This window comes from Methylobacterium brachiatum, from assembly GCF_900113845.1.
GTDB lineage: Bacteria > Pseudomonadota > Alphaproteobacteria > Rhizobiales > Beijerinckiaceae > Methylobacterium > Methylobacterium brachiatum.
Genome location: NZ_FOQW01000009.1, coordinates 13,668 through 37,360 on the forward strand (window position 1 = coordinate 13,668; position 23,693 = coordinate 37,360).

General features: G+C 70.6%; 22 protein-coding genes. 13 read left to right on the forward strand and 9 right to left on the reverse strand.

All coding sequences use genetic code 11. The features are described 5' to 3' along the window. Positions 1 to 66 precede the first annotated feature (66 nt). Positions 67 to 1,158, forward strand: a complete 1,092-nt coding sequence (locus BMZ47_RS12885; protein WP_091862705.1) for a calcium:cation antiporter — start codon at positions 67 to 69, stop codon at positions 1,156 to 1,158. Here BMZ47_RS12885 and BMZ47_RS12890 read toward each other — a convergent pair whose 3' ends face one another. Then, a complete protein-coding gene (locus tag BMZ47_RS12890; RefSeq protein ID WP_244536812.1) occupies positions 1,159 to 1,896 on the reverse strand; it encodes an FAD-binding oxidoreductase in 738 nt (245 codons plus the stop codon). Then, positions 1,871 to 2,476 carry a sulfite oxidase-like oxidoreductase gene (locus BMZ47_RS12895; protein ID WP_007561175.1) on the reverse strand — a complete coding sequence of 202 codons (606 nt, stop codon included), beginning with the start codon at positions 2,474 to 2,476 and terminating at the stop codon, positions 1,871 to 1,873. The genes BMZ47_RS12890 and BMZ47_RS12895 overlap by 26 nt, the downstream gene beginning before the upstream one ends. A gap of 163 nt (positions 2,477 to 2,639) precedes the next feature. Here BMZ47_RS12895 and BMZ47_RS12900 point away from each other — a divergent pair, with 163 nt between their 5' ends. Next, positions 2,640 to 2,945 (forward strand): hypothetical protein, encoded by a 306-nt coding sequence (locus BMZ47_RS12900; RefSeq protein ID WP_007561173.1) that lies wholly within the window; start codon positions 2,640 to 2,642, stop codon positions 2,943 to 2,945. On the opposite strand, the gene BMZ47_RS12905 is transcribed toward BMZ47_RS12900, so the two are convergent. The 3 genes from BMZ47_RS12905 to BMZ47_RS12915 all read right to left on the reverse strand — a co-directional run bounded on the left by BMZ47_RS12905 (position 2,915) and on the right by BMZ47_RS12915 (position 5,507). Then, positions 2,915 to 3,880 (reverse strand): DMT family transporter, encoded by a 966-nt coding sequence (locus BMZ47_RS12905; RefSeq protein WP_091862708.1) that lies wholly within the window; start codon positions 3,878 to 3,880, stop codon positions 2,915 to 2,917. The genes BMZ47_RS12900 and BMZ47_RS12905 overlap by 31 nt on opposite strands. Next, positions 3,877 to 4,152 carry a translation initiation factor IF-1 gene (gene infA, locus BMZ47_RS12910; RefSeq protein ID WP_007561169.1) on the reverse strand — a complete coding sequence of 92 codons (276 nt, stop codon included), beginning with the start codon at positions 4,150 to 4,152 and terminating at the stop codon, positions 3,877 to 3,879. Before infA ends, BMZ47_RS12905 begins: the two co-directional genes overlap by 4 nt. A 212-nt stretch (positions 4,153 to 4,364) precedes the next feature. After that, positions 4,365 to 5,507 carry a branched-chain amino acid ABC transporter substrate-binding protein gene (locus BMZ47_RS12915; protein WP_091862712.1) on the reverse strand — a complete coding sequence of 381 codons (1,143 nt, stop codon included), beginning with the start codon at positions 5,505 to 5,507 and terminating at the stop codon, positions 4,365 to 4,367. Positions 5,508 to 5,737: 230 nt separating this feature from the next. On the opposite strand from BMZ47_RS12915, the gene BMZ47_RS12920 reads away from it, so the two are divergent. The 3 genes from BMZ47_RS12920 (at position 5,738) to BMZ47_RS12930 (ending at position 10,374) form a co-directional block, all read left to right on the forward strand. Beyond that, positions 5,738 to 6,943, forward strand: coding sequence for an amino acid aminotransferase (locus BMZ47_RS12920; protein ID WP_091862715.1), 1,206 nt, complete (start codon positions 5,738 to 5,740; stop codon positions 6,941 to 6,943). A gap of 4 nt (positions 6,944 to 6,947) precedes the next feature. Continuing rightward, positions 6,948 to 7,985, forward strand: a complete 1,038-nt coding sequence (locus BMZ47_RS12925) for a hydroxyacid dehydrogenase (protein ID WP_091862719.1) — start codon at positions 6,948 to 6,950, stop codon at positions 7,983 to 7,985. Positions 7,986 to 8,271: 286 nt separating this feature from the next. After that, a complete protein-coding gene (locus BMZ47_RS12930; protein ID WP_091862722.1) occupies positions 8,272 to 10,374 on the forward strand; it encodes a TonB-dependent siderophore receptor in 2,103 nt (700 codons plus the stop codon). A 9-nt stretch (positions 10,375 to 10,383) separates the two neighbouring features. Here BMZ47_RS12930 and BMZ47_RS12935 read toward each other — a convergent pair whose 3' ends face one another. The 3 genes from BMZ47_RS12935 to BMZ47_RS12945 all read right to left on the reverse strand — a co-directional run bounded on the left by BMZ47_RS12935 (position 10,384) and on the right by BMZ47_RS12945 (position 12,995). Then, positions 10,384 to 11,181, reverse strand: coding sequence for a hydroxypyruvate isomerase family protein (locus tag BMZ47_RS12935; RefSeq protein ID WP_091862725.1), 798 nt, complete (start codon positions 11,179 to 11,181; stop codon positions 10,384 to 10,386). Between the two features lie 3 nt (positions 11,182 to 11,184). Beyond that, positions 11,185 to 11,856 (reverse strand): aspartate/glutamate racemase family protein, encoded by a 672-nt coding sequence (locus BMZ47_RS12940; protein ID WP_091862728.1) that lies wholly within the window; start codon positions 11,854 to 11,856, stop codon positions 11,185 to 11,187. A gap of 95 nt (positions 11,857 to 11,951) precedes the next feature. Next, positions 11,952 to 12,995, reverse strand: coding sequence for a LacI family DNA-binding transcriptional regulator (locus BMZ47_RS12945; RefSeq protein ID WP_244536813.1), 1,044 nt, complete (start codon positions 12,993 to 12,995; stop codon positions 11,952 to 11,954). 178 nt (positions 12,996 to 13,173) lie between these two features. Between BMZ47_RS12945 and BMZ47_RS12950 the strand changes: the two genes are divergently transcribed. The 8 genes from BMZ47_RS12950 to BMZ47_RS12985 all read left to right on the forward strand — a co-directional run bounded on the left by BMZ47_RS12950 (position 13,174) and on the right by BMZ47_RS12985 (position 23,205). Continuing rightward, positions 13,174 to 14,481, forward strand: a complete 1,308-nt coding sequence (locus BMZ47_RS12950; protein ID WP_091862734.1) for an alpha-hydroxy acid oxidase — start codon at positions 13,174 to 13,176, stop codon at positions 14,479 to 14,481. A 13-nt stretch (positions 14,482 to 14,494) separates the two neighbouring features. Further along, positions 14,495 to 15,556: a lactonase family protein gene (locus tag BMZ47_RS12955; RefSeq protein ID WP_091862737.1), complete on the forward strand. Its 1,062-nt coding sequence runs from the start codon at positions 14,495 to 14,497 to the stop codon at positions 15,554 to 15,556. A 40-nt stretch (positions 15,557 to 15,596) separates the two neighbouring features. Then, the gene (locus tag BMZ47_RS12960) at positions 15,597 to 16,892 is read left to right on the forward strand and encodes an MFS transporter (RefSeq protein WP_091862740.1); all 1,296 of its coding nucleotides are present in this window, start codon (positions 15,597 to 15,599) and stop codon (positions 16,890 to 16,892) included. A 16-nt stretch (positions 16,893 to 16,908) separates the two neighbouring features. Further along, complete coding sequence (locus BMZ47_RS12965) at positions 16,909 to 17,748, forward strand: NAD-dependent epimerase/dehydratase family protein (RefSeq protein WP_091862743.1); 840 nt, start codon at positions 16,909 to 16,911, stop codon at positions 17,746 to 17,748. A gap of 29 nt (positions 17,749 to 17,777) precedes the next feature. Continuing rightward, a complete protein-coding gene (locus BMZ47_RS12970) occupies positions 17,778 to 18,479 on the forward strand; it encodes a molybdate ABC transporter substrate-binding protein (RefSeq protein ID WP_091862746.1) in 702 nt (233 codons plus the stop codon). 136 nt (positions 18,480 to 18,615) lie between these two features. Beyond that, positions 18,616 to 19,938, forward strand: a complete 1,323-nt coding sequence (locus tag BMZ47_RS12975; RefSeq protein WP_091863121.1) for an MFS transporter — start codon at positions 18,616 to 18,618, stop codon at positions 19,936 to 19,938. A 131-nt stretch (positions 19,939 to 20,069) separates the two neighbouring features. Continuing rightward, entirely contained in the window at positions 20,070 to 21,701 is a 1,632-nt protein-coding gene (locus BMZ47_RS12980; protein ID WP_039902527.1) for an ABC1 kinase family protein, read from the forward strand. 256 nt (positions 21,702 to 21,957) lie between these two features. Then, the gene (locus BMZ47_RS12985; RefSeq protein ID WP_091862749.1) at positions 21,958 to 23,205 is read left to right on the forward strand and encodes a sensor histidine kinase; all 1,248 of its coding nucleotides are present in this window, start codon (positions 21,958 to 21,960) and stop codon (positions 23,203 to 23,205) included. A gap of 4 nt (positions 23,206 to 23,209) precedes the next feature. On the opposite strand, the gene BMZ47_RS12990 is transcribed toward BMZ47_RS12985, so the two are convergent. Then, complete coding sequence (locus tag BMZ47_RS12990) at positions 23,210 to 23,557, reverse strand: Hpt domain-containing protein (RefSeq protein WP_208601048.1); 348 nt, start codon at positions 23,555 to 23,557, stop codon at positions 23,210 to 23,212. Positions 23,558 to 23,693 lie beyond the last annotated feature (136 nt).

The window sequence follows — 23,693 nt, forward strand, 5'->3', positions numbered from 1 at the left end:
CCTAAGACACGGCCTGACCTTACGCAGTGCCGCATTAAGGCGATCCGAGCGGAGACGACCAAGACTATGACGGGAGCCCTGCGGCTGGTAGTGGCGTGGGCGACGGTTCTCGCCTTCGCGTGGTTCGGAAAGGGCTGGCTCGGCGACCTGGCGCAGCCCTGGTTCGCGGGTGGGCTGTTCGCCTGGCTTCTGGCCGTGATCGTCTGGTCGGCCTTCGGGGTCGTGCACGAGGCGGAGGACCTGGCGCACCGGCTGGGCGAACCGCTCGGCACCCTGGTCCTCACCCTGTCGATCGTGATCATCGAGGTGGCGCTGATCTCCGCCGTGATGCTCTCGGCCAAGGAAGCGCCGACGCTCGGCCGCGACACGATGTTCGCGGTGCTGATGATCGTCCTGAACGGCGTGGTCGGCCTCGGGCTGCTGATGGGCGGCCTGCGCCACCACCAGCAGAGCTACAACCTGCAGGGGGCCTCGGCCTTCCTGTCGGTGATCATTCCGCTGACCACCATCGCGCTGATCATCCCGAACTTCACCAGCTCCACCGCCGACGGGACGCTGACCACCCTTCAGGCGGTGGCCTTCTCGGTCTTCACCCTGGCGCTCTACGGCGTGTTCCTGCTGATCCAGACCAGCCGGCACAGCGATTTCTTCCAGGATGCCGAGGAGGCGGCGGAAGCGGAGGCCGCCGCGGGGGCGCGCTCGGCCGGCGCCATCGGCAAGCACGTGGTGCTGCTGCTCGCCAACGTCGTGCCGATCGTCCTGCTGGCCAAGAGCCTCGCGGTGATCCTCGACCACGGCATCGCGGCGCTGGGCGCGCCCTCGGCGCTCGGCGGCGTGCTGATCGCCGCGATCGTGTTCACCCCGGAGGCGATCTCGGCCCTGCGGGCCATCGCCCGCAACGAGCTGCAGCGGGCAATCAACCTGTGCCTGGGCGCGGCGACCTCGACGGTGGGCCTCACCGTGCCGGCGATCCTCACGATCGGCCTGCTCACCGGGCAGACCGTGGTGCTCGGCCTCAAGCCCACCGAGATGACGCTGCTCGCGGTGACGCTGATCCTCAGCACCCAGACCTTCTCGGGCCTGCGCACCACGGTGCTGGAGGGCGCGGTGCACCTCGTGGTGTTCTTCGTCTACCTCGTGCTGATCTTCAGCCCCTGATCAGCTGCCGAACCGCTCGGTGCGGATCACCCCCGCCGGGACGCCCGCTTCCAGGATCAGGTCCGAGGCGGCACCGACGAAGCGGTTCGAGCCGCAGAGGAAGACCTTTTCCGGCCGTCCGACCCGCGCCAGGGCACCGGCCACCAGGTCGGCGTCGATCCGCCGGCCGCCGGCATCCCGCGTGGTGGTGAGGTGCAGGGAGAATCCGGTGCCGTCGCCGGCGAGGCGCTCCAGCTCGGGGAGCGCGATCGCCTCCTCGCGGGTGCGGGCGGAGTAGATCAGGGCCGCCGGGATCTGCGGCGCGATCAGGGCGCGCCGGCGCAGCATCGCCAGCAGCGGCACCACGCCGGAGCCGCCGGCCCCCAGCAGCAGCGGGCCGCCATCGGGACCGTCCCAGGAGAAGGAGCCGCCGATCGGCCCGCGCAGCTCGACCCGGTCGCCGACCTCGGCGGCCTGCGAGAACCAGCCCGAGACCTCGCCGTCGGGCAGCGCCTCGACCATCAGCTCCAGGGTGCCGCTGCCGTCGGGCGCCGAGGCGATCGAGTAGCTGCGCTGGGCCTGGTAGCCATCCTCAGCGGTCAGCCGGACGTCGACGTGCTGGCCGGCCCGGTAGGCCTGGGCGAGCTCGGAGCGCAGCCGAAAGCTCTTCACCTGCGGGGTGACGGGCGCGATCGCGGTGATCTCGGCCTGATGCCAGCGGAAGACGATCGGCTCAGTCACCGGTGTAGCGCTGCTCACGCCAGGGATCCCCGTACATGTGGTAGCCGCGCAGCTCCCAGAAGCCGGCGGTGTCGGTCTGGGTGAAGCGAAGGCCCTTCACCCATTTGGCGCTCTTCCAGAAGTAGAGGTGCGGCACGAGGAGCCGCGCCGGGCCGCCATGATCCGGGTGGATCGGCTGGCCGGCATAGCGGGTCGCCACCATGGCCCGGCCGTTCACGAGGTCGGCCACCGGCACGTTGGTGGTGTAGTCGTCGAAGGATTCCGCCAGCAGGAAGGCGGTCGGGGCCGCGATGCCGGCATCAGCCAGCAGGTCGTCGAAGCTCACGCCCTCCCAGGCGGTGTCGAATTTCGACCACTTGGTGACGCAGTGGATGTCCCCCTGCCAGGTCGTGCGCGGCAGCGCCTCGAATTCCTCCCAGCTCCACGTCTTGATCGGCCGCGAGCCCTCGCGCAGCGTGAACCGCCAGGTGGCGAGATCCACGGTCGGGTTGGGGCCGATCTGCAGGATCGGGAAATCCTCGGTGAGATATTGGCCGGGCGGGATGCGCGCGCCCGCCTCGGGCGGCTGCCTGCGCCCGACGAAGCCCCGTGTCACCATGCCGGCCTCCGCTGTCGGTTGTTGTTTTGGTGCATCTGATCCGGGTTTGGTGCGTCGGAACACCCCACGTCAAGTCGGGATGTGCGGCCGAACAAACGCCCCAAAGCTGAGATGTGGTAGGCAGCCTAAGCCTGACCGAATCGCACCCACCAGGGGGAATGTCATGAAGTACCTTCTCGCGACGAGCCTCGTCGTCGGGAGCCTCGCCACCCTCGCGCCGGCCGCCCAGGCCCGTGACGGGATCGGCGCTGGCGGCGCGGCTGCCCTCGGCGTGCTCGGCGGCCTCGCGGTCGGCGGCGCCATCGCGTCGTCGGCCAACAACGGCTACTACCCGGGTCGCCCGGTCTACCGCGCCCCGCCGCCGGTCTACGTGGAAGAGGATTACGGCCCGGTCTGCCACTTCGAGCGCCGCCGCACCGTCGATCCCTACGGCGACGTCTACATCCGGCGCGTGCGCGTCTGCGAATAAGCGGCTTCGGGGGTCGCCGCGGCCGGCGCCGGCTTCAGGCGCTCGGCACAGGCGATCCCCCCAAGCACGAGAGCCAGGGCGACGGCCTGAACCGCCCCGAACGGCTCGCCGACCAGCAGGACGGCGAGGATCGCGCCGAAGATCGGCACCAGGTTGACGAACAGGCCCGCCCGGTTCGGGCCGATCAGCTCGACGCCGCGCATGAAGAACAGCTGCGCCAGCAGCGACGGCCCCAGGCCGACGAAGGCGACCATCGCCCAGCCCTCCAGCCCCGGCCAGACCGCGTGCCCGGTGGCCCATTCGACGGCGAGCGGCGGCAGCGAGGTCACGAAGGCGGCGATCGCCATGGCGGCGAAGAAGGCCAGGGCCGAGACCTTCGGACGCGTCGGCAGGAAGATCGTGTAGCCCGCGTAGAGCAGGCAGGCCCCGAACACGAGCACGTCGCCGCGGTTGAAGTCGAGCCGGGTCAGGACCGTCCAGTCACCGTGGGTCGCCGCGATCCCGGCGCCGATCAGGGTCAGGACCACGCCGAGCATCTGCCCGAGGGTCACCGGCACCCGGTAGGCCAGCCGGTTGAGCACGATCACCAGGACGGGGATCGCCCCCTGGAACAGGGCCAGGTTGACGGCGCCGGTATGGACGCCGGCCGCGTAGAACAGGCAGTTGAAGGCCGTGTAGCCGAGGCCGCCCATCAGCAGGATGCGCAGCCAGTGCGGGCGCAGGAGCGGCCATTCCGCGACGAGCCAGCGGGCCGCGAACGGCGCCAGCACCGTGCAGGCCACCGCCCAGCGCAGGGTCGTGATGACCTGGGGGGAGACGTGGCCCGGCGCCCAGCGGCTGCTGACCGCGTTCCCGGCCCAGAGCAGGGCCGTGAGTGTGAGAAGCAGATAGGCCGGCGCGACCGAGGAGACCCGGGTCGCGCGCGCGGACGTCAACGGCGGCGGAACTGGCCGCCCCGGACCTGGGGCCGCGGGCCTGCGGAGCGCTCGTCCTTGTGCCGGAACACGAGGCGGCCCTTCTCCAGATCGTAGGGCGACATCTCGACCGTGACCCGGTCGCCCGCCAGCGTCTTGATGCGGTTCTTCTTCATCTTGCCGGCCGTGTAGGCCACGATCTCGTGGCCCTGGTCGAGCTGCACGCGGTAGCGCGCGTCCGGCAGGATCTCGATCACGAGACCGTCGAACTGCATCAATTCTTCTTTCGCCATGCACCTTCTCCAGTCGGACCGTCCGGCAGCAGGCGTTCCGGCAAAACTTCTACGGCTGTCATCAAGCTCGGGAAACGCCGCAGGGCGCGGATCCGATCCGACGGACGGTCCGCGCCTGCTGAGCGACGCCGCCCGCATGTAGTCGTCACACGATCCCGCTGCAAGTCATGCTCTCATCCGCGCCCTGAGTCGTGGACATGATTCGTCGGTCTTCAAGGCCCCGGGACCTCGTTGCCGGCGTAATCGAGGCGTCCGTCCGGGGTCCGGCGCCAGATCCGCAGGGCGACGGTGCCGCCGGTGCGGTCGCCGCGGGAATCGAACCCCACCGGGCCGAGAATCGTGCGCAGCGGCGGGGCGCTGCGCAGGGCGTCGGCGAGCTTGCGGCCCTCCGGGACCCGGCCGGCCTTCGGATCCGCCGCGCGGGCGCGCTCCAAAGCCTGGGCCAGCAGCTCGACCGCCGCGTAGCCCGACGCCGCCACGCTCTCGGCCTCGGGCCCGCGCGCCGGTGCCTTGCCGCCCTTCGGCTCGGGCAGGCGCGGCGGATCGGGCGGCAGGGTCATCACGGTCCCCTCCCCGGCCGGCCCGGCGGCGGCCGCGAAGGCGGGGTCGAGGATCCCGTCGCTGGCGACCAGTGTGGCGCCGAGATTGGCCTCGCGCAGGGCACGGAGCAGGGTCGCTGCCTCCGGCGCGAGGCCGCCGAAATACACCGCCTCGACCCGGGCCGCCTTCAGACGGCCGACGAGATCGGCGAGGTCGCGGGTCCCGCGCGGAAAGCCGTCGAACAGCACCTCCGGGGCGCCGACCTCCTTCAGGCGCGCCGACACGGCCTCGGCGAGCCCGCGTCCGAAGGTCGAGCGGTCGTTGAGGATCGCGATGCGCCGTCCGGCAAACGCCTTGGCGAGATAGGCTCCTGCCGCCCGCCCCTGCTGCGCATCGCTCGGTGCCAGCCGGAACAGGTTCGACGCGCCGCGGCCGGTCAGCGGCGTGTAGGTCGCCCCCGGCGTGACCAGCAGGGCCCCGGCCTCCTCGTAGACCGGCGTCGCGGCGGCGACCGCAATGGACTCGAACGGCCCGATGACGAGCCGCACCCCGTCGGCGGCAAATTTCTTCGCGATCGCGACCGCCTGCCGGGCGTCGCCGGCATCGTCGGCCGGCACGAGGGCGAATCGCGGCCGCCCGCCCGCGGCGCGGTTGAGCTCGGCCACCGCCTGCTCGGCGCCCTGCCGCAGCCCCAGCCCGAAGGCAGCATCCGGCCCCGAGAGCGGCGCCGACAGGCCGATCCGCACCGGCGCCTGCGCGGCAACCGGCGCCGTCATCAGGAGGCCGGCGAGGATCGGGGCGAGGGCGTGCTTCATCGATACACGTTAAGGTCGGGCGACCGCCGCGGGAAGCGCGCATCGGGCCCGGACCGGACGCCCCGCGGTTTCAGAACCCGTTCATCGTTGAAGGGATCGGGATGCTGCCGCGCGTAAGAGCGCTGGCGGGCGGGCGCGTTGTGGGAAATAAGGGCGTCGGCCGGCCCGCGACTTTGGATAGAACCGCCCGCACGCGCCGCATCGAAGCCCCTCTGGGACGATTGACGATCATGACCTCGCTGTTCGCCGGCATCCAGGACGCGCCGCTCGACCCGATCATGCGCCTGTTCGAGGCCTTCAACGCCGATACGAGCACCAAAAAGCTCAACCTCGTGGTCGGTGTCTACACGGACGCCGACGGCAAGGTGCCGCGTCTGCGCGCCGTCCAGACGGCCGAGAAGCGCTGGATCGAGAAGGGCCTGCCGAAGACCTACCGGCCGATCGAGGGCACCAAGCCGTTCCGCGACGCGGTCCAGGCCCTGCTGTTCGGCGAGGGCGCCCCGATCCTGAAGCAGAACCGCACCGCGACGCTCCAGAGCATCGGCGGCACCGGCGCGCTCAAGACCGGCGCGGACGTGCTCGCCCGGCTCAATCCCGGTGCCACCGTGGCGGTGAGCAACCCGAGCTGGGAGAACCACAAGGCGCTGTTCACCCAGGCCGGCTTCACGGTCGTCGATTACCCGTATTTCTCGGCCGAGACGGGCGGCGTCGACTACCCGGCCATGCGCGCCTACCTCCAGGACCTGCCCAAGGGCTCGATCGTGGTGCTGCACGCCTGCTGCCACAACCCGACCGGCGCCGACCTGACGCCCGACCAGTGGAGCGACCTCGCGCCCCTGCTGGCCGAGCGCGGCCTGACCCCGTTCCTCGACATCGCCTACCAGGGCTTCGGCGACGGCCTCGACGCGGATGCCGCGCCGGTGCGGCTGTTCGCCGAATCCGGCCAGGAATTCTTCGTCGCCTCGTCGTTCTCGAAGTCGTTCTCGCTCTACGGCGAGCGCGTCGGCGCCCTGACGATCGTGGCCGAGAACCCGGCCATGAAGACCAAGGTCGAGGCCCTGGCCAAGCGGCTGGTGCGGGCGAGCTACTCGAACCCGGTGACCCACGGCGCGGCCATCGTCGAGATGGTGCTGACCGATCCGGAGCTGCGCGCCGATTGGGAGCGGGAGCTCGCCGAGATGCGCGAGCGGATCCGGTCCATGCGCGTGCGCATGGCCGACAGCCTGCAGCAGCGCCATCCCGAGCGCGGCTTCGACGCGATCAAGGCGCAGAAGGGCATGTTCTCCTACACCGGCCTGACCCCCACGGAGGCCACGCGCCTGCGCGAGGAGCACGAGGTCTACGCCCTGGAGACCGGCCGGATCTGCGTGGCGGCGGTCAACACCCACAACATCGACCACGTGGTCGATGCGATCGACGCCGTCGTGAAGGGCTGACCCGGTGGCGGCCCTCAAGCGCGTCTGCCGGTTCAATCTCTGGATCAACCCGGTCTTCGATGCGCGGCTGAGGGCCGAACCCGACATCGACCTGCAGGTCGGCGACCTGCAGGGCCCGGCGGAGACGCTCGAGGCCCTGTTGGCGCAGGCCCATGTCTTCCACGTCTCGCCGGCAAGGGACGAGCTGCCCCGCCGCTGGCACGTCACCGACGCCCTCCTCGCCGGCTGCCCGAACCTGCTCGCGGTCTCTTCGGGCGGGGCGGGCTTCGACACGGTGGACGCGGCAGCCTGCACCCGCGCCGGCGTCGTGGTGGTCAATCAGGTCGGCGGCAATGCCCGCTCGGTGGCGGAACTCGCCATCGGCCTGATGCTCGCCGTCTCCCGCAAGATCTGCGTCTCGGACCGGCTGCTGCGGACGGAACGGGGATTCTCGCGGGAATCGCTGATGGGCCACGAGATCGGCGGCGCGACCCTCGGGCTCGTCGGCATCGGCCATACCGGCCGGGAGGTCGCCAAGCTCGCCCGGGGCTTCGACATGCGAGTCCTGGCCTATGACCCGCTGCTCTCTCCGGACGAGATCCGGGTGCGCGGCGCCGAGCCGGTGGATCGGGCGCGGCTGCTCGCGGAATCCGACATCGTGTCCCTGCACTGCCCGCTCGACGCCACGACCCGGGGCAGCTTCGACGCCGAAGCCTTCGCGGCCATGAAGCCCGGGGCCCTCTTCATCACCACGGCGCGCGGCGGCATCCACGACGAGGCCGCGCTCGCCGAGGCCCTGGTCTCCGGCCATCTCGCCGGGGCCGGGTTGGACGTCTGGGCGCCCGAACCGCCGCCTCTGGACTCGCCTCTGCTCCAGCTCGACACCGTGGTGGCGACCTACCACACCGCCGGCGTCACCCACGAAGCGCGCCGCAACGTGGCCTCCTGGGGCGCCGAGCAGATCATCGGCCTTTTGCGGGGCGAGACCCCGCCGCGGCTGGTCAATCCGGAGGTCTGGCCGGCGGTGCTGGAGCGCCGGGCGCGGCTGCTCGGCACCCCGTAGCAAAGCCGGACTCGCGCGCAGCGGCCTTCCGCTTAGTTGCTCAACGGCAACAGGGCGGTGATGGCGTGCGGCAGCTTTGAGTCATTGTAAGCTATTCGTCTGCCAGATCAAAGTCATTCCAGGTTTTCGACCGCCGTCATCGCGGCCGGCAAGCTTGACCGCACGGGTCCCGCTCGACCATCTCGGCGGCCTGGCAGTGTCTTGGCTTGCGAACGTGTCGACAGAACTTACCCATATTGGAACGAACTCTCCGTATTGGAGAACAAATCTCGCCGCCTCTGCCATCATGATCGGGATCTCCGCTCTATTGGGCGCGCATGAAGCCTGGGCGGATCCTGCTGTCGACGCGAATCACGAGGTCCAGCTCGAGGAACTCTCGGTCACCGGCCAAGGCGGCGGCGCCCGGGCTTCGGAGGGCTACGCACCCGCGACCACGATCAGCGCCACCCGCACCGACACGCCCCTGCGCGATGTCCCGCAGACAATCGTGCCGGTGACCCGGCAGGTGCTGGAGGACGCCGCCGCGACACGGATCGACACCGCGCTCGATCTGGCCGGCGTCGGCCGCTCCAACAATTTCGGCGGCCTCGGCCTGAGCGAAGTCACGATCCGCGGCTTCTCCGTCTTCGAATATTATCGCAACGGCTTCCCGATCAATCGCGGCTACCCGAACACGCCCGATGTCGTGGCGATCGAGCGGATCGAGGTGCTCAAGGGGCCGTCGGCCTTCCTGTACGGCCGCGGCGATCCCGGCGGCACCTTCAACATCGTGACCAAGCAGCCCCTGGCCGAGCGCTCGCTGGCGATCGGCACGCAGTACGGCAGCTACGGCGCCAAGCGCAGCACCTTCGACGCCACCGGGGCGCTCGACGAGAACGGCCAGGTGCTCGCCCGCATCACCGGCGCGGTGGAGGACAATGGCAGCTTCCGCGACTACGTGAGCGGCGACCGCTACCACGTCGCCCCCGTCATCGCGTGGAAGCCCAGCGCGGATACGACGATCACCCTGGAGGGGGCGTTCGTCAGCACCGGCACGACCTTCGACCGCGGCATCGTCCCCCTGCAGGGCCGGCTGCGCAACGTGCCGCGCTCCCGCTTCCTCGGGGAGCCCGGCCTGCCGCCGAGCGTGGTCCAGGACGCCCTCGGCCAGTTGCGGATCGAGCACCGGTTCGACCAGGATTGGGTCCTGACGGCCGGCGGTCAAGTGCTGGGCGGGAGCCTGAAGAGCTGGGGCGTCGGCGCCGCGGCCAACGGCTTCCTGCCGGACGGCCGCACCCTGCGCCGGAACCTGGAATGGCGCGACCTCAACTGGTCCGACACCGATCTGCAGGTCAACCTGGCCGGCAAGTTCGATACCGGCTTCCTGCACCACACGCTGCTGCTCGGCCTCGAATACGACCGATACCGCTACCGGGAACGCTTCGACCGCTCGAACGCCGCGACCTACCCGTTCCTGCTCGACCTGCTGGCGCCGCGCTACGGCCAGGCCCTGCCGCGCAGCCTGCCGACCATCACCAATTTCCTGCAGCACACCGAGAGCTTCGCGGGCTACGTCCAGGACCAGATCGACATCACGCCGCAGCTGCACGCCCTGGTCGGGGTCCGGGTCGAGGATGTCGGCCAGGATTCGACGTCCTACATCACCAACCGCACGACGAACCTGCAGGGCACCCAGGCGCTGCCGCGTTTCGGGCTCGTCTACGACCTGTCCGACGCGGTCTCGGTCTACGGAAACTACGCGCGCTCGTTCAAGCCCAGCACCGCCGTGGACCGGCGCGGCCAGCCCCTCGCCTTCGAGGGCGGCGAAGGCTACGAGGCCGGCGTGAAGGTCGGGCTGCTCGACGGGCGGCTCAACGCCACCGCGGCCGTGTTCGACATCCGCCGCACCAATGTCCCGACCACGGATCCGGTCGATTCCGCCTTCAGCGTCGCCGCCGGCGTGGTGCAGAGCCGCGGGTTCGATCTCACCGTAGCGGGCGAATTGGCACCCGGCCTGCGCGCGATCGGGACCTACACCCATGTCGACGCGGCGGTGGCGCGGGACAATTCGATCCCGGTCGGAACCCGGCTCGCCAACATCCCGGCCAACAGCTTCGCCATGCAGGCGGTCTACGAGATCCAGGGCGGCGACCTGAGGGGGCTCGGCTTCGGGGGCGGGCTCACAATCGTCGGCAAGCGCGCCGCCGGAGCGGCCCTGTCCACCTTCACGATGCCCGCCTACACGCTGGTGAACCTGATCTCGTATTATCAGATCACGCCGGATGTCCGGGTCTACCTTAACGTCGACAACCTGCTCGACGAGACCTACTACGACCGCGCCTTCCAGAACCGCTACGCCACCCCGGGCCAGCCGCGCACCATCATGGGCGGCGTCGCGGCACGGTTCTGAGGGCCGCCCCTACGCCGAGGCCGCCCGCATCCAGCCGAGGCCGGCCTCGGTGCCGGCGGCCGGGTGGTATTCGCAGCCGATGAAGCCGGCATAGCCCACCGCCTCAAGGGCCTCGAAAATGGGGTCGAACGCGATGGTGCCGGTGCCGGGCTCGTGACGGCCCGGATCGTCGGCGATCTGGACATGGGCGATCAGCGGCGCGTGCGCCCGGATCAGCGCGGCCGGGTCGTGGCCGAGGCAGACGCAGTGATAGGCGTCGAACAGCAGCTTGACGTTGTCCCGGCCGATCGCCCGGATCGCCTCCACAGCCTTGAGCGGGTCGTCGATGACGTAATCGGCGATCGAGCCCGGGCCGATCGGCTCGACGATCACGGTCATGCCGCGGACCTTGGCGGCGTCGGCCGCGAAGGCGAGGTTGTCGAGATAGGTCGCCCACAGCCGCGCGGGCTCGGCCCCGGCGGGCCGGACGCCCGCCATCGGGTGGACCATCCGGCAGCCGAGCTGCTCGACGTAGTCCAGGGTCGGCGCAATGGTGGAGCGGTAATAGGCGACCTTGTCCGGCAGGGCGGCGAAGCCCTTCTCGCCCTTGGAAGCGTCGCCGGCCGGAAAGCCGGTCTGGACCAGGGGCACGCCGGCCCGCGCGAGCCAGCCCGCGACTTCCGCGGCCGGGGTCGCGAACAGGTTCGGATGCTCCACGGCCCGGAACCCGGCCTTGGCCGCGGCGGCGAACCGTTCGGACAAGGGCAGCTCCGTGAACAGGAAGCCGCAATGGCCGCTCAGGCGGTCGGAGAAGGCACCGAGCTTCATGGATCAGGCCCTCTCAGCCGTCTCGATCAGGGCGCGCATCCGGTCCACCGCCGCGTGCGGCGCGGTCAGGACCGGGACGTCGACGGCGGCGCGCACAGCCTCGGCCGCCCGGGAGGTCGAGAAATGCGCCAGCATGATCGCGTCGCAGTCGGAGAGTTCCGGCGCCCGCTCGGCGATGAGCCGGTTGTGGGTCTCGGCGTCGCCGGCACGCAGGCGCGCCATGGCGTCGTCGACCAGGATCGTGCGCAGGGTCGCGGCCCGGCCGGACTCGCCGACGAAGTCCTCGAACTCGTCGGTCATGGTGCCGATCGAGGGGCCGAAGGTCGCCAGCATGCCGATGCGCTGCCCTTGCGCGATGGCCGCGCGGAACATCGCCTCGTTCGGCTTCAGCACCGGCACCGGCACGGTCTCGCTCAGCCGGTCGATGGCCGGCCCGAAGGCCGAGCAGGTGATCAGGATGCCGTCGGCGCCCATGTCGTGGCCGTAGCGCCCGAACCGCACGAACCGGTCGACCATGCCCGCGGAGATCTCCCCCGGCTCCTTGGCCCGGTCGAGGGACAGGCCGTCATCCAGCAGGTTGACCGTCTCGGCCTCGGGCCAGCGCTCGGCGAAGGCCGCCTGGATCGGAGCCATCGCGACCGGCGTCGCGTGGAGGAGGACGATGCGGGGGGCCATGCTGTCTCCCGGGATGTGGCGCGGTCAGGCGTCCGGTCGCCGTTCAACGTCTTGTAAGCGATTTCAAAACGGTGGCAAGATATCGCCGATCCGCGTCAGGCGCCGTCCGGCTTGCGCGGCGGCGCCGTGCTGGCGCGCAGGATCAGCTCGGCGTCGATCTGGGTGAGGCGCACCACCGGGCGGCCCTGCATCCGGGCGATGAGGTGGTCCCCGGCGGCGTGGCCGATCTCGGCGGAATGGATCCGGATCGTGGTGAGCGCCGGGTCGAGGAAGGGCGCGAAGTCGGAATCGTTGTGGCCGATCACCGAGAGGTCGCCGGGCACGTCGAGACCCCGGGCTCGGGCCTCGATCATGGCGCCGAAGGCGATCTGGTCGGTGCCGCAGATGATCGCGGTGGGCGGCGGGCCGCCGGCCAGCATCTGGCGGAAGCCGTCGCGGCCGCCGCCGATGCCGTAGGAGATCTCGATGTCGTGCTCCGGGGCGAGGCGCAGGCCGCGAGCTTCCAGCGCCTGGGCAATGCCGGTGACGCGGGCGCCGCCGCGGTCGTTGTCCTTGCGCAGGCCGGAGATCACGCCGATCCGCCTGTGGCCGAGATCCACGAGGTAGTTCGCCGCCCGGGCCGCGGAGGCGGCGTTGTCGAAGCCGACGCACGGCCGCTCCCGCGACAAGCTGAAGGTCTGCACCATCGGGATGCCGTGCCGGGCGATGCGGGCGTGGAGATCCGGGTGGTGGATGTCGCCCACCAGCATCAGCCCGTCGACGCCGCGCTCCAGCAGGAAGGTCGCCTCGCGCAGCTCGTCCTCCAGATCGTAGCCGGCATTGGCGGCGACCAGGGTGTAGCCGGCCTGGCGCAGCCGCTCCTGGAAGCTCGACAGGACGCGCACGAACGCCTCGTTCTCGATGTTGGGCACGACGGCACCCACCGCCATGAACCGGCGGGTCGAGAGCGCCCGGGCGGCGCCGTTGGCGACGAAGCCGAGGTCCTGGGCGGCCCGCATCACGGCCGCGCGCTTGTCGGCCCGGACCCCGGCCGAGCCGTTCAGCACCCGGGACACCGTCGCTGTGGAGACCCCGGCGCGATGGGCCACGTCCCGCGCCACCGGGCTGCGTGACAGGGGTTCGAGGATCTCTTCCGGCACGCCCAGCACTGAAATCCGACTTTCCCCCTGACACCCTATCGCCGTCGCGCTGCTACGGCCAGCGATGGACACTGGCAGTATATTGACACTCCGGTCTGGCGCTGGCTATCTGAAAGCGCTTTCAAAAACCGCGCGGCGCCGGCTCATGCGAACGGCGGCGGAATCCAGGGAGGAGCGGATGGCGACGTTCGACCAGCCGGCTTCCGGCCCGGGGGCGACGGCGCGCGACTCGGCCACGGTCGGGCGGGCGGATGCCGAGGCGCCCGGCATCGCCGGCCCGCAGGCCCTCGTCACCAGCCTCAAGCGCAGCGACGCGGTCACGCCCTACCGGTTCCGCGACCTGCTCGCGCTCGACGATTTCGAGCGCCACGCCCGGCGGCTCCTGCCGCACATGATCTTCCAGTACGTCGCCGGCGGCGCGGAGACCGGGGCCGCGCTCGCCCATAGCCGCGGCGCCTACGCGGATTACGCCCTCGTGCCGCGGCTGATGCGCGACACGTCGGGCCGCGACACAGCCACGGAGCTGTTCGGCCACACCTACGCGGCGCCGTTCGGGGTCGGGCCGCTCGGCGGGGCCGCGTTCATCGCCTATCGCGGCGACATCGTTCTCGCCGAGGCGGCGCGGCGGATGAACCTGCCGATGATCCTCAGCGCCTCCTCGCTGATCAAGCTGGAGGACGTCTACGCTCAGAACCCGCAGGCCTGGTTCCAGGGCTACCTGCCCGGCGACCAAACCCGGATCGACCGCCTGCTCGACCGGGTCGCGGCCACCGGCTATCGCACCTTCGTGGTGACCGCCGACACCCCGACTCTGGGCAACCGCGAGCACAACACCCGCAGCGGCTTCTCGATGCCGATCAAGGTCACGCCCAAGGTGGCGTGGCAGAGCGCGACCCACCCGCGCTGGCTGTTGGGCACCGTCGCCCGGACCTTCCTCAAGCACGGCGCCCCGCATTTCGAGAACACCGAGGCCGAGCGCGGCCCGCCGATGATGTCGCAGGGCGCGGTGCGCAACACCATCGCCCGGGACCAGCTCTCCTGGAAGAACCTGGAGGCGATCCGCAAACGGTGGTCCGGCAACCTGGTGGTGAAGGGGCTGCTTGCGCCGGAGGATGTCGAGATCGCCCGCGGCTACGGCGCCGACGGCGTCATCCTGTCGACCCATGGCGGCCGCCAGCTCGACCACGCTATCGCGCCCCTCGACGTGTTGCCGGAGATCGCCGCGAAGAAGGGCAGCCTGAAGATCATCGTCGACAGCGGCATCCGCCGCGGCACCGACGTGATGAAGGCGCTGGCGCTCGGCGCCGACTTCGTCCTGCTCGGCCGGCCGTTCATGTTCGGCGCCGCGCTCGGCGGGGCGGCGGGCGTCGAGCACGCCATGCGGATCCTCAAGGAGGAGCTCAACCGCGACATGGCGCTGATCGGGATCAACCGCCTGTCGGAGCTCAACCCGGACTTCCTGCGCCGCGTCCCGCGGCGAAGCTGACCCGGAGACCGGCATGACCGACGACGCGCCCCGCTCCCCCCTCGGCCTCGCCTTCGTCGGCTGCTTCACCACCGCGCGGCGCCGGGCTCGGGGCCGGGGCATCGACATCTACCGGGTCGGGGCCGGGCTCGAGGGCTGGACGCATCTCGGCCGGGTCGACGGGCTGGACAACCCGTCCTTCCTGGTCACCGATCCGGCCCGGTCGGTGCTCTACACGGTCCAGGGCGACGGCGCGGTCGCCACCGCCTTCGCGGTCGCACCGGACGGCACCCTGCACGGCCTCGGCAGCGCGGAAACCGGCGGCACCAACAGCGTCCATCAGGCGATCGACCCGAGCGGGCGGTTCCTGATCGTGGCCAACTACGCCAGCGGCTCGGTCGCCCTGATGCCCCTGCGCCCCGATGGCGGGCTGGAGCCGGCCGCGCAGGTCTTGCCGATGCCGGGCGAGCCCGGCCCGCACCGGACCGAGCAGGCCAGCGCCCACCCGCACCACGTCGTCCTGTCGCCGGACGCAGGCCACGTTCTGGTGCCCGACAAGGGCCTCGACCGGGTCTTCGTCCTGCGCCGCGACGGCGACCTCCTGGAGATCGTCTCCGAGGCCGTCCTGCGCCCGGGCGCCGGCCCGCGCCACATCGCGTTCCACCCCGGCGGGGCGCTGGCCTTCCTGGTCAACGAGCTGGATTCCACCGTCGTGACCTGCCGCTGGGATGCGGCATCCGGGACGCTCACGCCCCTCCACTGCGTCCCGACGCTGCCGCCGGACTTCTTCGGCGCGAGCACGGCGGCGGCGATCGTGGTCACGCCCTGCGGGCGCTTCGTCTACGCCTCGAACCGCGGCCAGGACGGGATCGCGCGCTTCCGGGTGGCGGGCGACTGCCTCGAACCGGCCGGCTGGACGCCATCGGGCGGCCGGGACCCGCGCTTCATGACGCTCGCGCCGGACGGCGGCCATCTGCTGGTCGCCAACGAACAGGGCGACAGCCTGGTCGAATTTGCCATCGACCCCGGCAGCGGCGACCTCACCCAGACGGGCTCACGCCAGAGCCCAAGCCCCTGCACGATCGCGTTCCTGTAAAAATACAAAACCAAAACATGATGATCCCGGAGGAAGCCCGATGTTCGCCAAACGATACAGGTTCCTGATCGCGACCCTGCTCTTCATTGCCGGGATCATCAACTACATGGATCGCGCCGCGCTCGGCGTGGCCGCGCCCTTCGTCAAGCAGGACCTCAACCTGTCGCCCTCCGAGCTGGGGGTAATCTTCAGCACGTTCTTCTTCGGCTACGCCCTCTTCGCCTTCGTGGGCGGCCAGCTCGCCGACCGCTACGGCCCGCGCAGCGTCTACACCTGGGCGGCGACCGCCTGGTCGGTCCTGTGCATGCTCACCGGCGCGGTGACCGGCTTCGCCCAGATGTTCGTGGTCCGCGCCCTGTTCGGCTTCGCCGAGGGGCCGATGAACTCGACCACGAACCGGACCATCACCACCTGGTTTCCCCGCGAGGAGACGGCCCGGACCATCGGCTTCACCTTCTCGGGCCAGACGGTCGGCAGCGCCATCGCGGCCCCCGTGGTCGGCCTGTTGGCGATCCAGTACGGCTGGCGGGTGGCCTTCATCGTGATCGGCGCCGTCGGCCTGGTCTGGGTGGTGGCCTGGCGGATCCTGATGACCGACCGGCCCCGGGACAATCCCCGGGTCTCCGCGGAGGAGATCGCGCTGGTCGAGCGCAGCCGCGCCGTGTCGCACCTCGCCGCCTCCGACCACGAGCGATCCTTACGCGACTACCTGTTCCTGCCGAGCACCCTGTCGCTGGGGCTCGGCATGTTCGCGGTGAACTACACCCTCTACATCTTCCTCTCGTGGCTCCCGAGCTACCTCACCGACGCCCTGCACATGCCGGTGCAACAGATGGCGTTCGTGGCCTCGATCCCCTGGGCCTGCGGCTTCGTCGGCTATGTCGGCGGCGGCATCGTCGCCGACCTGCTGTACAAGCGCATGGACGACAAGCTGGCGGCAAGGAAGATCACCACGATCGTGCCGCTCGCCATCGCGGGCGTCGCGCTGATCACCGTCAACGCCGCGCCGAACGCCGCGGTGGCGGTATCCCTGATCGCACTCGCGGTGCTGATGCTGACGAGCTCGGTGCAATCGTGCTGGGCGACGATCCACGAGCTGGTGCCGGAGGCGCGGGTCGGCGGCGTGAGCGGCTTCATCCACCTGCTGAGCAACATCTCGGGCATCATCGGCCCGACCGCCACGGGATTCGCCGTGCAGTATCTCGGAGGCTATGCCAGCGCCTTCGTCATCGCCGCCCTGATCGCCGCGGCCGGCGTCATCGCGATGGCGATCTTCGTGAAACGTCCGCGCCGCCCGCAGGCGGCCCCTCCCCTCAACGCGGTGAAGACCGCCTGAACCCGGAGCGAACCCGATGAGCGCATCCCCCGACACGATCCCGCAGAAGCCCGTCCTGCTCACCGGCGCCTCGGGCGCCCTCGGACGGGTGCTGACGAAGGCGCTCGGCGCGCAGGGCTGGACCCTGCGCCTGACCGACCGGGTGCCCTTCCCCGACCCGCTGCCCGAGGGCGCGCGCTTCCAGCTCGCCGACCTGGAGGACGGCCCGGCGATCCTGCGCCTGGCGGAGGGCTGCGGCACGATCCTGCATTTCGGCGGGATCTCGGTGGAGCACCCGTTCGAGACCGTGATCGGCCCCAACATCCGCGGGCTCTACCACGCCTACGAGGCGGCCCGGCGGGAGCGCGCCCGGATGGTGTTCGCCTCCTCGAACCACGCGATCGGATTCCACGAGCGGAAAGAGGTGCTGGACGACGACTGCGCCCTGGCGCCGGACGGCTATTACGGCCTGTCCAAGGCCTATGGTGAGATGATGGGCGGCCTGTACCGCGACAAGCACGGGGTCGAGAGCGTCTTCCTGCGCATCGGCTCCTGCTTTCCGGAGCCCATCGACGCCCGGATGCTGGCGACCTGGCTGTCCTATGCCGACCTGACCCGGCTGATCACCCGCGCCACCCTGGCCCCGAGCCTCGGGGCGAAGGGATCGGTGGTGATCTGGGGCGCCTCGAACAACAGCCGGATGACCTGGTGGCGCCGGGACGGCCGCGACGTGATCGGCTGGGCGCCGCAGGACAGCGCCGATTCCTACGCCCCTGCGCTGGAGGGCAAGACCAGCGGCAACCCGGTGATCGAGCGCTACCAGGGCGGCGGCTTCACTGCCCTCGACTATTCCCGCACCGAGCCGACCGCCCGGTGATCACAGCCTCCGAGACGATGGGAGCCGGCATGGCGGACGAGCAGCAAGCGACGCGGCTGAAATGCGCTTTGGTGGTGCGGGGCGCCTTCGACGCCCATGTCGTCCCCGCCTTCGCGGCGGCGGGCGGCCGGGCGGCGATCGACTGGGCGCCCACCGCGGTGATCATGAAGGCGCTGGAGGCGGGCGAGACCGCCGACGCGGTGTTCGTGCTCTCCGACGCGATGGACCGGCTGATCGCCGCCGGAAAGGTCGAGCCGGAGACCCGGGTGGACGCGGTGCGCTCCCGCTACGGCATCGCCGTAAAGGCCGGGGCGGCGCATCCCGATATCGGCAGCGTCGAGGCGCTCAAGCGGACGCTGGTTGAGGCGCGCTCGGTCGCCTATTCGCGCACCGGTGCAAGCGGCATCTACTTCGCCGGACTGCTGCCGCGGCTCGGCCTCGAAGACGCGGTCAACGCCCGGGCGACGATCATCCCGCAGGGCTTCACCGCCGAGAAGCTGGTCTCGGGCGAGGCCGACATCGCGGTCCAGCAGATCAGCGAGCTGATGGTGGTGCCGGGCATCGAGGTGGTCGGGCCGTTCCCGGGGCCCGTCCAGGAGGTCACGACCTTCGCGGCCGCGATCCTGCGCGGCGCCGCCGACCGGGACGGCGCCCTGCGCTTCCTCGCCGGGCTGACCACCCCGGAGGCCGCCGCCGCCTACCGCGCGAGCGGCCTCGAGCCGGCTTTCTGAGAAGGCGCGCGACCGCCGTCCTCGCGAGCGCTGCGAAGCACCCCGGGGACGCGCGTCGTTCGGGGCTCGCGCGCCGTACCGGGCCACATCGCTCACGATGGCGGCCGTCGAAAACAACACAAACAGCGAGGACACCATGGTCGCCAGCGAACAGGCCCGGATCGTCCGGCAGGTGTTCTTCCGCGTGATGCCGCTGCTCTTCGTGGGCTACGTCATGGCCTATATCGACCGGATCAATGTCGGCTTCGCGGCCCTGCGGATGAACGCCGATCTCGGCATCGGGCCGGCGGTGTTCGGGCTCGGCGCCGGGATCTTCTTCATCGGCTATTTCCTCTTCGAGGTGCCGAGCAACCTGATCCTCGAGAAGGTCGGCGCACGGCGCTGGATCGCCCGGATCATGATCACCTGGGGCCTGCTCTCGGCCGCGATGATGTTCGTGCAGGGCTCGACCAGCTTCCTGATCCTGCGCTTCCTGCTGGGTGCGGCCGAGGCCGGGTTCTATCCCGGCGTGATCCTCTACCTGACCTACTGGTTCCCGAAAGCGTATCGCGCCCGGATCTTCGGCGCCTTCGCGGTGGGCATCCCGGTCTCGCTGGCGATCGGCGCGCCGCTCTCGACCACGATCATGCAGCTCGACGGGGCCCTGGGCCTCAAGGGCTGGCAATGGCTGTTCCTGCTGGAGGGCATCCCGACCACCCTGTTCGGCTTCGTCTTCCTGGCCCTGATCCCGGACCGGCCCAAGGACGCGATGTGGCTCGCCCCGGCCAACCGCACCGCCCTGCAGACCCTGATCGATTCCGAGCAGAGCAGCGTCGCCGGCACCCACGGGACCAGCCTGCGGACGGCACTCTCGGATCCGCGGCTGATCGCGCTGTCGTTCATCTACTTCGCCAACACCGGCGCCAATCTCGGGCTGGCGTTCTTCCTGCCGCAGATCCTGAAGAGCACCGGCCTGTCGGACATGCAGACCGGCCTGATGACCGCCGTGCCCTATCTCTTCGGCGTCGTCGGTGGCCTCACCGTCGGCTGGATCTCCGACCGCTACGACGACCGCCGGATCACCCTGGCGACCGCCCTCGGCCTTACGGCGACCGGGCTGGCGCTGGCCGTCCTCGCCACCGGCTCGCTCTGGGCAGTGGCCTTCATGGCGCTCGCCGCCGCCGGGCTCTACGGCGCCAAGGCGCCGTTCTGGGCGCTGCCCTCGGTGTTCCTGAGCGGCAGCGCGGCGGCGGGCGGGATCGCGCTGATCAACTGCATCGGCAATCTCGGCGGCTTCGTCGCCCCCTCGATGGTCGGCTGGATCCGCGAGGCCACCGGCAGCTTCGAGGCCGGCCTGTACTTCCTGGCCACGCTCGCCCTATCGGCCGTGGTGGTGACGCTGCTGGTGGTCAATGCCCGCTTCGGCGACGCGCGTCGCCCGGCGGTCGCCCTGCCCCTGCCGACGGCGCCGCGACCGTAACGCCCGTACGCTGACGGCCCCGGCGGCTCTAATGTCGCCGTGGGACGCATCCGGGGCTTCGCGACCGCAAAAAAGTCCTTATGCTCGTGCTGTCCGGACGCCCAATCGTGTCCGAACGGATCGCCCCTTTCATGCTGAAGACAGCCTTCGTTGCCGCCCGCGACCGTCAGAGGCTGTCGGAGATCGCGACGATCCTGATCGGCTTCGGCGTCACCCGCGTCGTGGACCGCCTCGGGCTGCGCTACCTGCCGTTGCTGCCGCGCCGCCGGCCCCGGGTCGACGTCACCCGCCTGTCCGAGCCCGAGCGCCTGCGCCGGGCGATCGAGGCCCTGGGCCCGACCTTCATCAAGTTCGGCCAGGTTCTGGCGAGCCGGCCGGACCTGCTGTCGCCGGCCTGGACCGAGGAGCTACAGAAACTCCACAGCCAGGTCGTGCCGGTGCCGTGGGAGCAGATCGGCCCGCAGCTCGAGCTGGATATCGGCGGGCCGCCCAACGCGGTGTTCGCCGAGTTCGACACCAACCCGATCGCCTCCGCGTCGATCGCCCAGGTCTACCGGGCGCGCCTGCACTCGGGCGAGGACGTGATCGTCAAGGTCCTGCGGCCGAACCTGCGCAAGATCATCGAGGCGGATCTGCGCCTGATGGCGCACGGCGCCCGGATCGTCGAGAACGAGTGGCCGGACATGGCCCGCTACCAGCCGCGCGAGCAGATGCGGCACCTCGCCGAGGGCCTGAACGGCGAGCTCGACCTGCTCAACGAGGCGCGCAACTGCGAGCTCCTGGCGCAGATCTTCGAGGACCGCGACGACATCGTCTTCCCGAAGATCCACTGGGAGTATTGCTCAGAGCGCGTCCTGGTGCAGGACTTCATCCACGGCATCCCGCCCAACGACGAGGCGGCGCTCCGCGCGGCCGGGCTCGACAAGAAGCTGCTCGCCCAGAAGGGCACCGACGCCTTCCTGCAGATGGCGCTGATCGAGGGCGTGTTCCACGCCGATCCGCACCCGGGCAACATGCTGGCGCTGCCGGGCAACAAGATCGGCTTCATCGATTTCGGCATCATCGGGCGGCTGTCGCAGCGGCGGCGCTCGCAGCTGTTGGTGCTGATCGGCGCCATGCTCAAGCAGGACGCGGACGGCCTGATGGCCGTGCTGCTCGACTGGACCGGCACCAGCAACCCGGACCTGACCCGGCTCCAGGTCTCGGCCCAGTCCTTCGTGGAGAGCCACTCCTCGATCCCGCTCAACCTCGGGCTCGTGCTCACTGACTTCATGAACATGGCCCGCGAGAACGACCTCGCCATGCCGACCGACCTGGCGATCCTGTTCAAGGGCCTGGTCACCGCCGACGGCGTGATGCGGCACCTCGATCCGGATTTCGACCTGTTCGCGGCGGCCGGCCCCACGGTCAAGGCGAGCATGCAGACGCAGTTCTCGCTGGGGGCCCTCAAGCAGAAGGCCGAGGCGTTGGGCGTCGGCCTCTACGGCGCCGCCTCCGAGCTGCCGACCCTGATCCACCTGATGCTGGTGCGCCTCAAGCAGGGCCGCGTCACCGTCGAGATCGAGGTGAAGGGTCTCGACAAGGTGACCCGCGGCATCGAGCGGGCCGCCGCCCGGGTCGCGGTGGCCCTGGTGGTGGCGGCCTTCGCCACCCAGCTGGCGCCGCGGCTGATCGACCTCGGCACGCCGGTCTTCGTCTCGATCGGCCTGGTGATCTTCATCCTCGGGATCGGCTGGCTGGTCCTGCTGATGCGGAACAAATGACGGACTTCGTCGCCGCCCGAACTTGATCTTCTGGTTGCCCGGCGGCGGCGAATACACGGCTCATTTGATTATCCCAGATATCGTGCTAGCCTCGCCTACCCTTCGTTTCGTGCGGTCGCGAGCGGAGCGCGTCACCAGAAGCGGTTCGATCCGCCGGCGCGCCCGAGCTTCGACATCGCGTCGCCGCGCCGCGCCGTCGGAGGGTCTTTTGCGGCGCCTGCGCCGCGGGGGATGGTAGCCGAGACGGGGGCGAGCGATGGATGCGGGCCTCGTGTTGCCGCGGGCGGACGGGACGGACCGACGCCTCGCCGCGCTGGAAGCCGAGAACCTGCGCCTGCGCGACCTGCTGATGCAGGCGACCAAACAGGCGGATGCTGAACGGCAGCGCAGCCGGCGGCTCGGCCGCATCATCGAGGCCGCGAGCCGCGTCGAATCCGGGCGCCTCGGGCGTGAGCCGTTTCCTGCCCCGGCGCCGCCACCGCTCCATCACCCGGAATCCGGGCGCGTCGAGACCTGGTCCGCGCCCTCCTGGGCGGGCGCGCTGACCGCTCCAGGGATGCTGCAGGTCGCGGCCGATGTCCTCGAGATCCTGGATTGCGACGGCATCCTGATCACTGCGGGCGAGAACGGTCCGGCCGGGCTCTGCGGCCGGAACCTCGCGGACCTGATCGGCCGCCCCTGGATCGACCTCTGGATCCGCGACGAGGACCGGGAGGCGGTCGCGGCGTCGCTCGCCAAGGCGCGGCTCGGCGGCGCGAGCCGCTTCCAGGCCAAGCTCGAATCCGGCCGGACCGTGACCTGGTGGGATATCGCGGTGAGCCCGGTCGGCGGCCGGCCCGGTCGCCCGGACCGCATCCTGGCGGCCTCGCGCGACATCACCGAGCTGAAGCTCACCGAGGCGCGCCAGACCCTGCTGATGCAGGAACTGTCCCACCGGATGAAGAACACCCTGGCCATGGTCCAGGCGGTTGCGGCGCAGACCCTGCGCAACGCCGGCTCGCTCGAAGCCGCCGGCGAGGCGCTGGCCGCCCGGCTGCTGGCGCTGGCCCAGGCCCACGACGTGCTGCTTCAAGGCTCCTTCGCGGCGGCCTCCCTGGTCGGGCTGGTTGAGGGGGCGGTCTCGCTCCACGGCGACGGCGTCGCCGGGCGGTTCCGGGTGGAGGGGGCCGACGTCACGCTCGGCCCGCGCCACGGCATGGTCCTGGCGCTGATGCTGCACGAACTCGGCACCAACGCCGCCAAGTACGGCGCGCTCTCGGTGCCCACCGGGCAGGTGGTCATCGCCTGGGCCGTCACCGGCGCCGGCGAGGGCGCGACCCTGCGATTCCGCTGGGAGGAGGTCGGCGGCCCGCCGGTCAGCCCGCCGACCCGGACCGGATTCGGGACGCGCCTGATCGCCCGGAGCCTCGCCCACAGCTTCGGCGGCACCGCGCAGCTGAGCTATCCGCCGACCGGAGCGGTGCTGACCTTCGAGGCGCCGCTCGCCGCCGTCACGGCCGGGTGAGATCCTACTCGGCCGCCCGCTTGTCGTCGCGCAGATCGCGCAGGGCCGCCACGGTGGCGTCGCGCAGCTTGCGAAGGTCCACGAGCGCGGCCGTGAAATCGCCGCCGCCGCCCTTCGCGGATTGCTCGAAATCCCGGCACGCCCGGCTCAATTCGGCGCAGCCCAGCATGCCCGACATCGACACGAGGGTGTGCGCCTCGCGGGCGTAATCCGCCTCGCCCCGCTCGGCGCCGTCGAAGGCCGTGGCGAGGCTCGCGGTGAAACGGTCGAGCAGGCGGGCGAGCTTCTCGGTGCCGATGACACCTTCAAGTTCGTCGAGCGCGGCCCGATCGACGAGGGATTGTGACACCATCCGTCTCCGGCAGCCGATTGGCAGAACGCTTCGACAGAAGCGCGCAAACGCCGCGAGGTCCAGCGGCCGATTTCAATCGCGCACCTCTCTGCCACCGTTTCCACAGCGTGCCCACCCGGATATCCGCTTGGCCGGG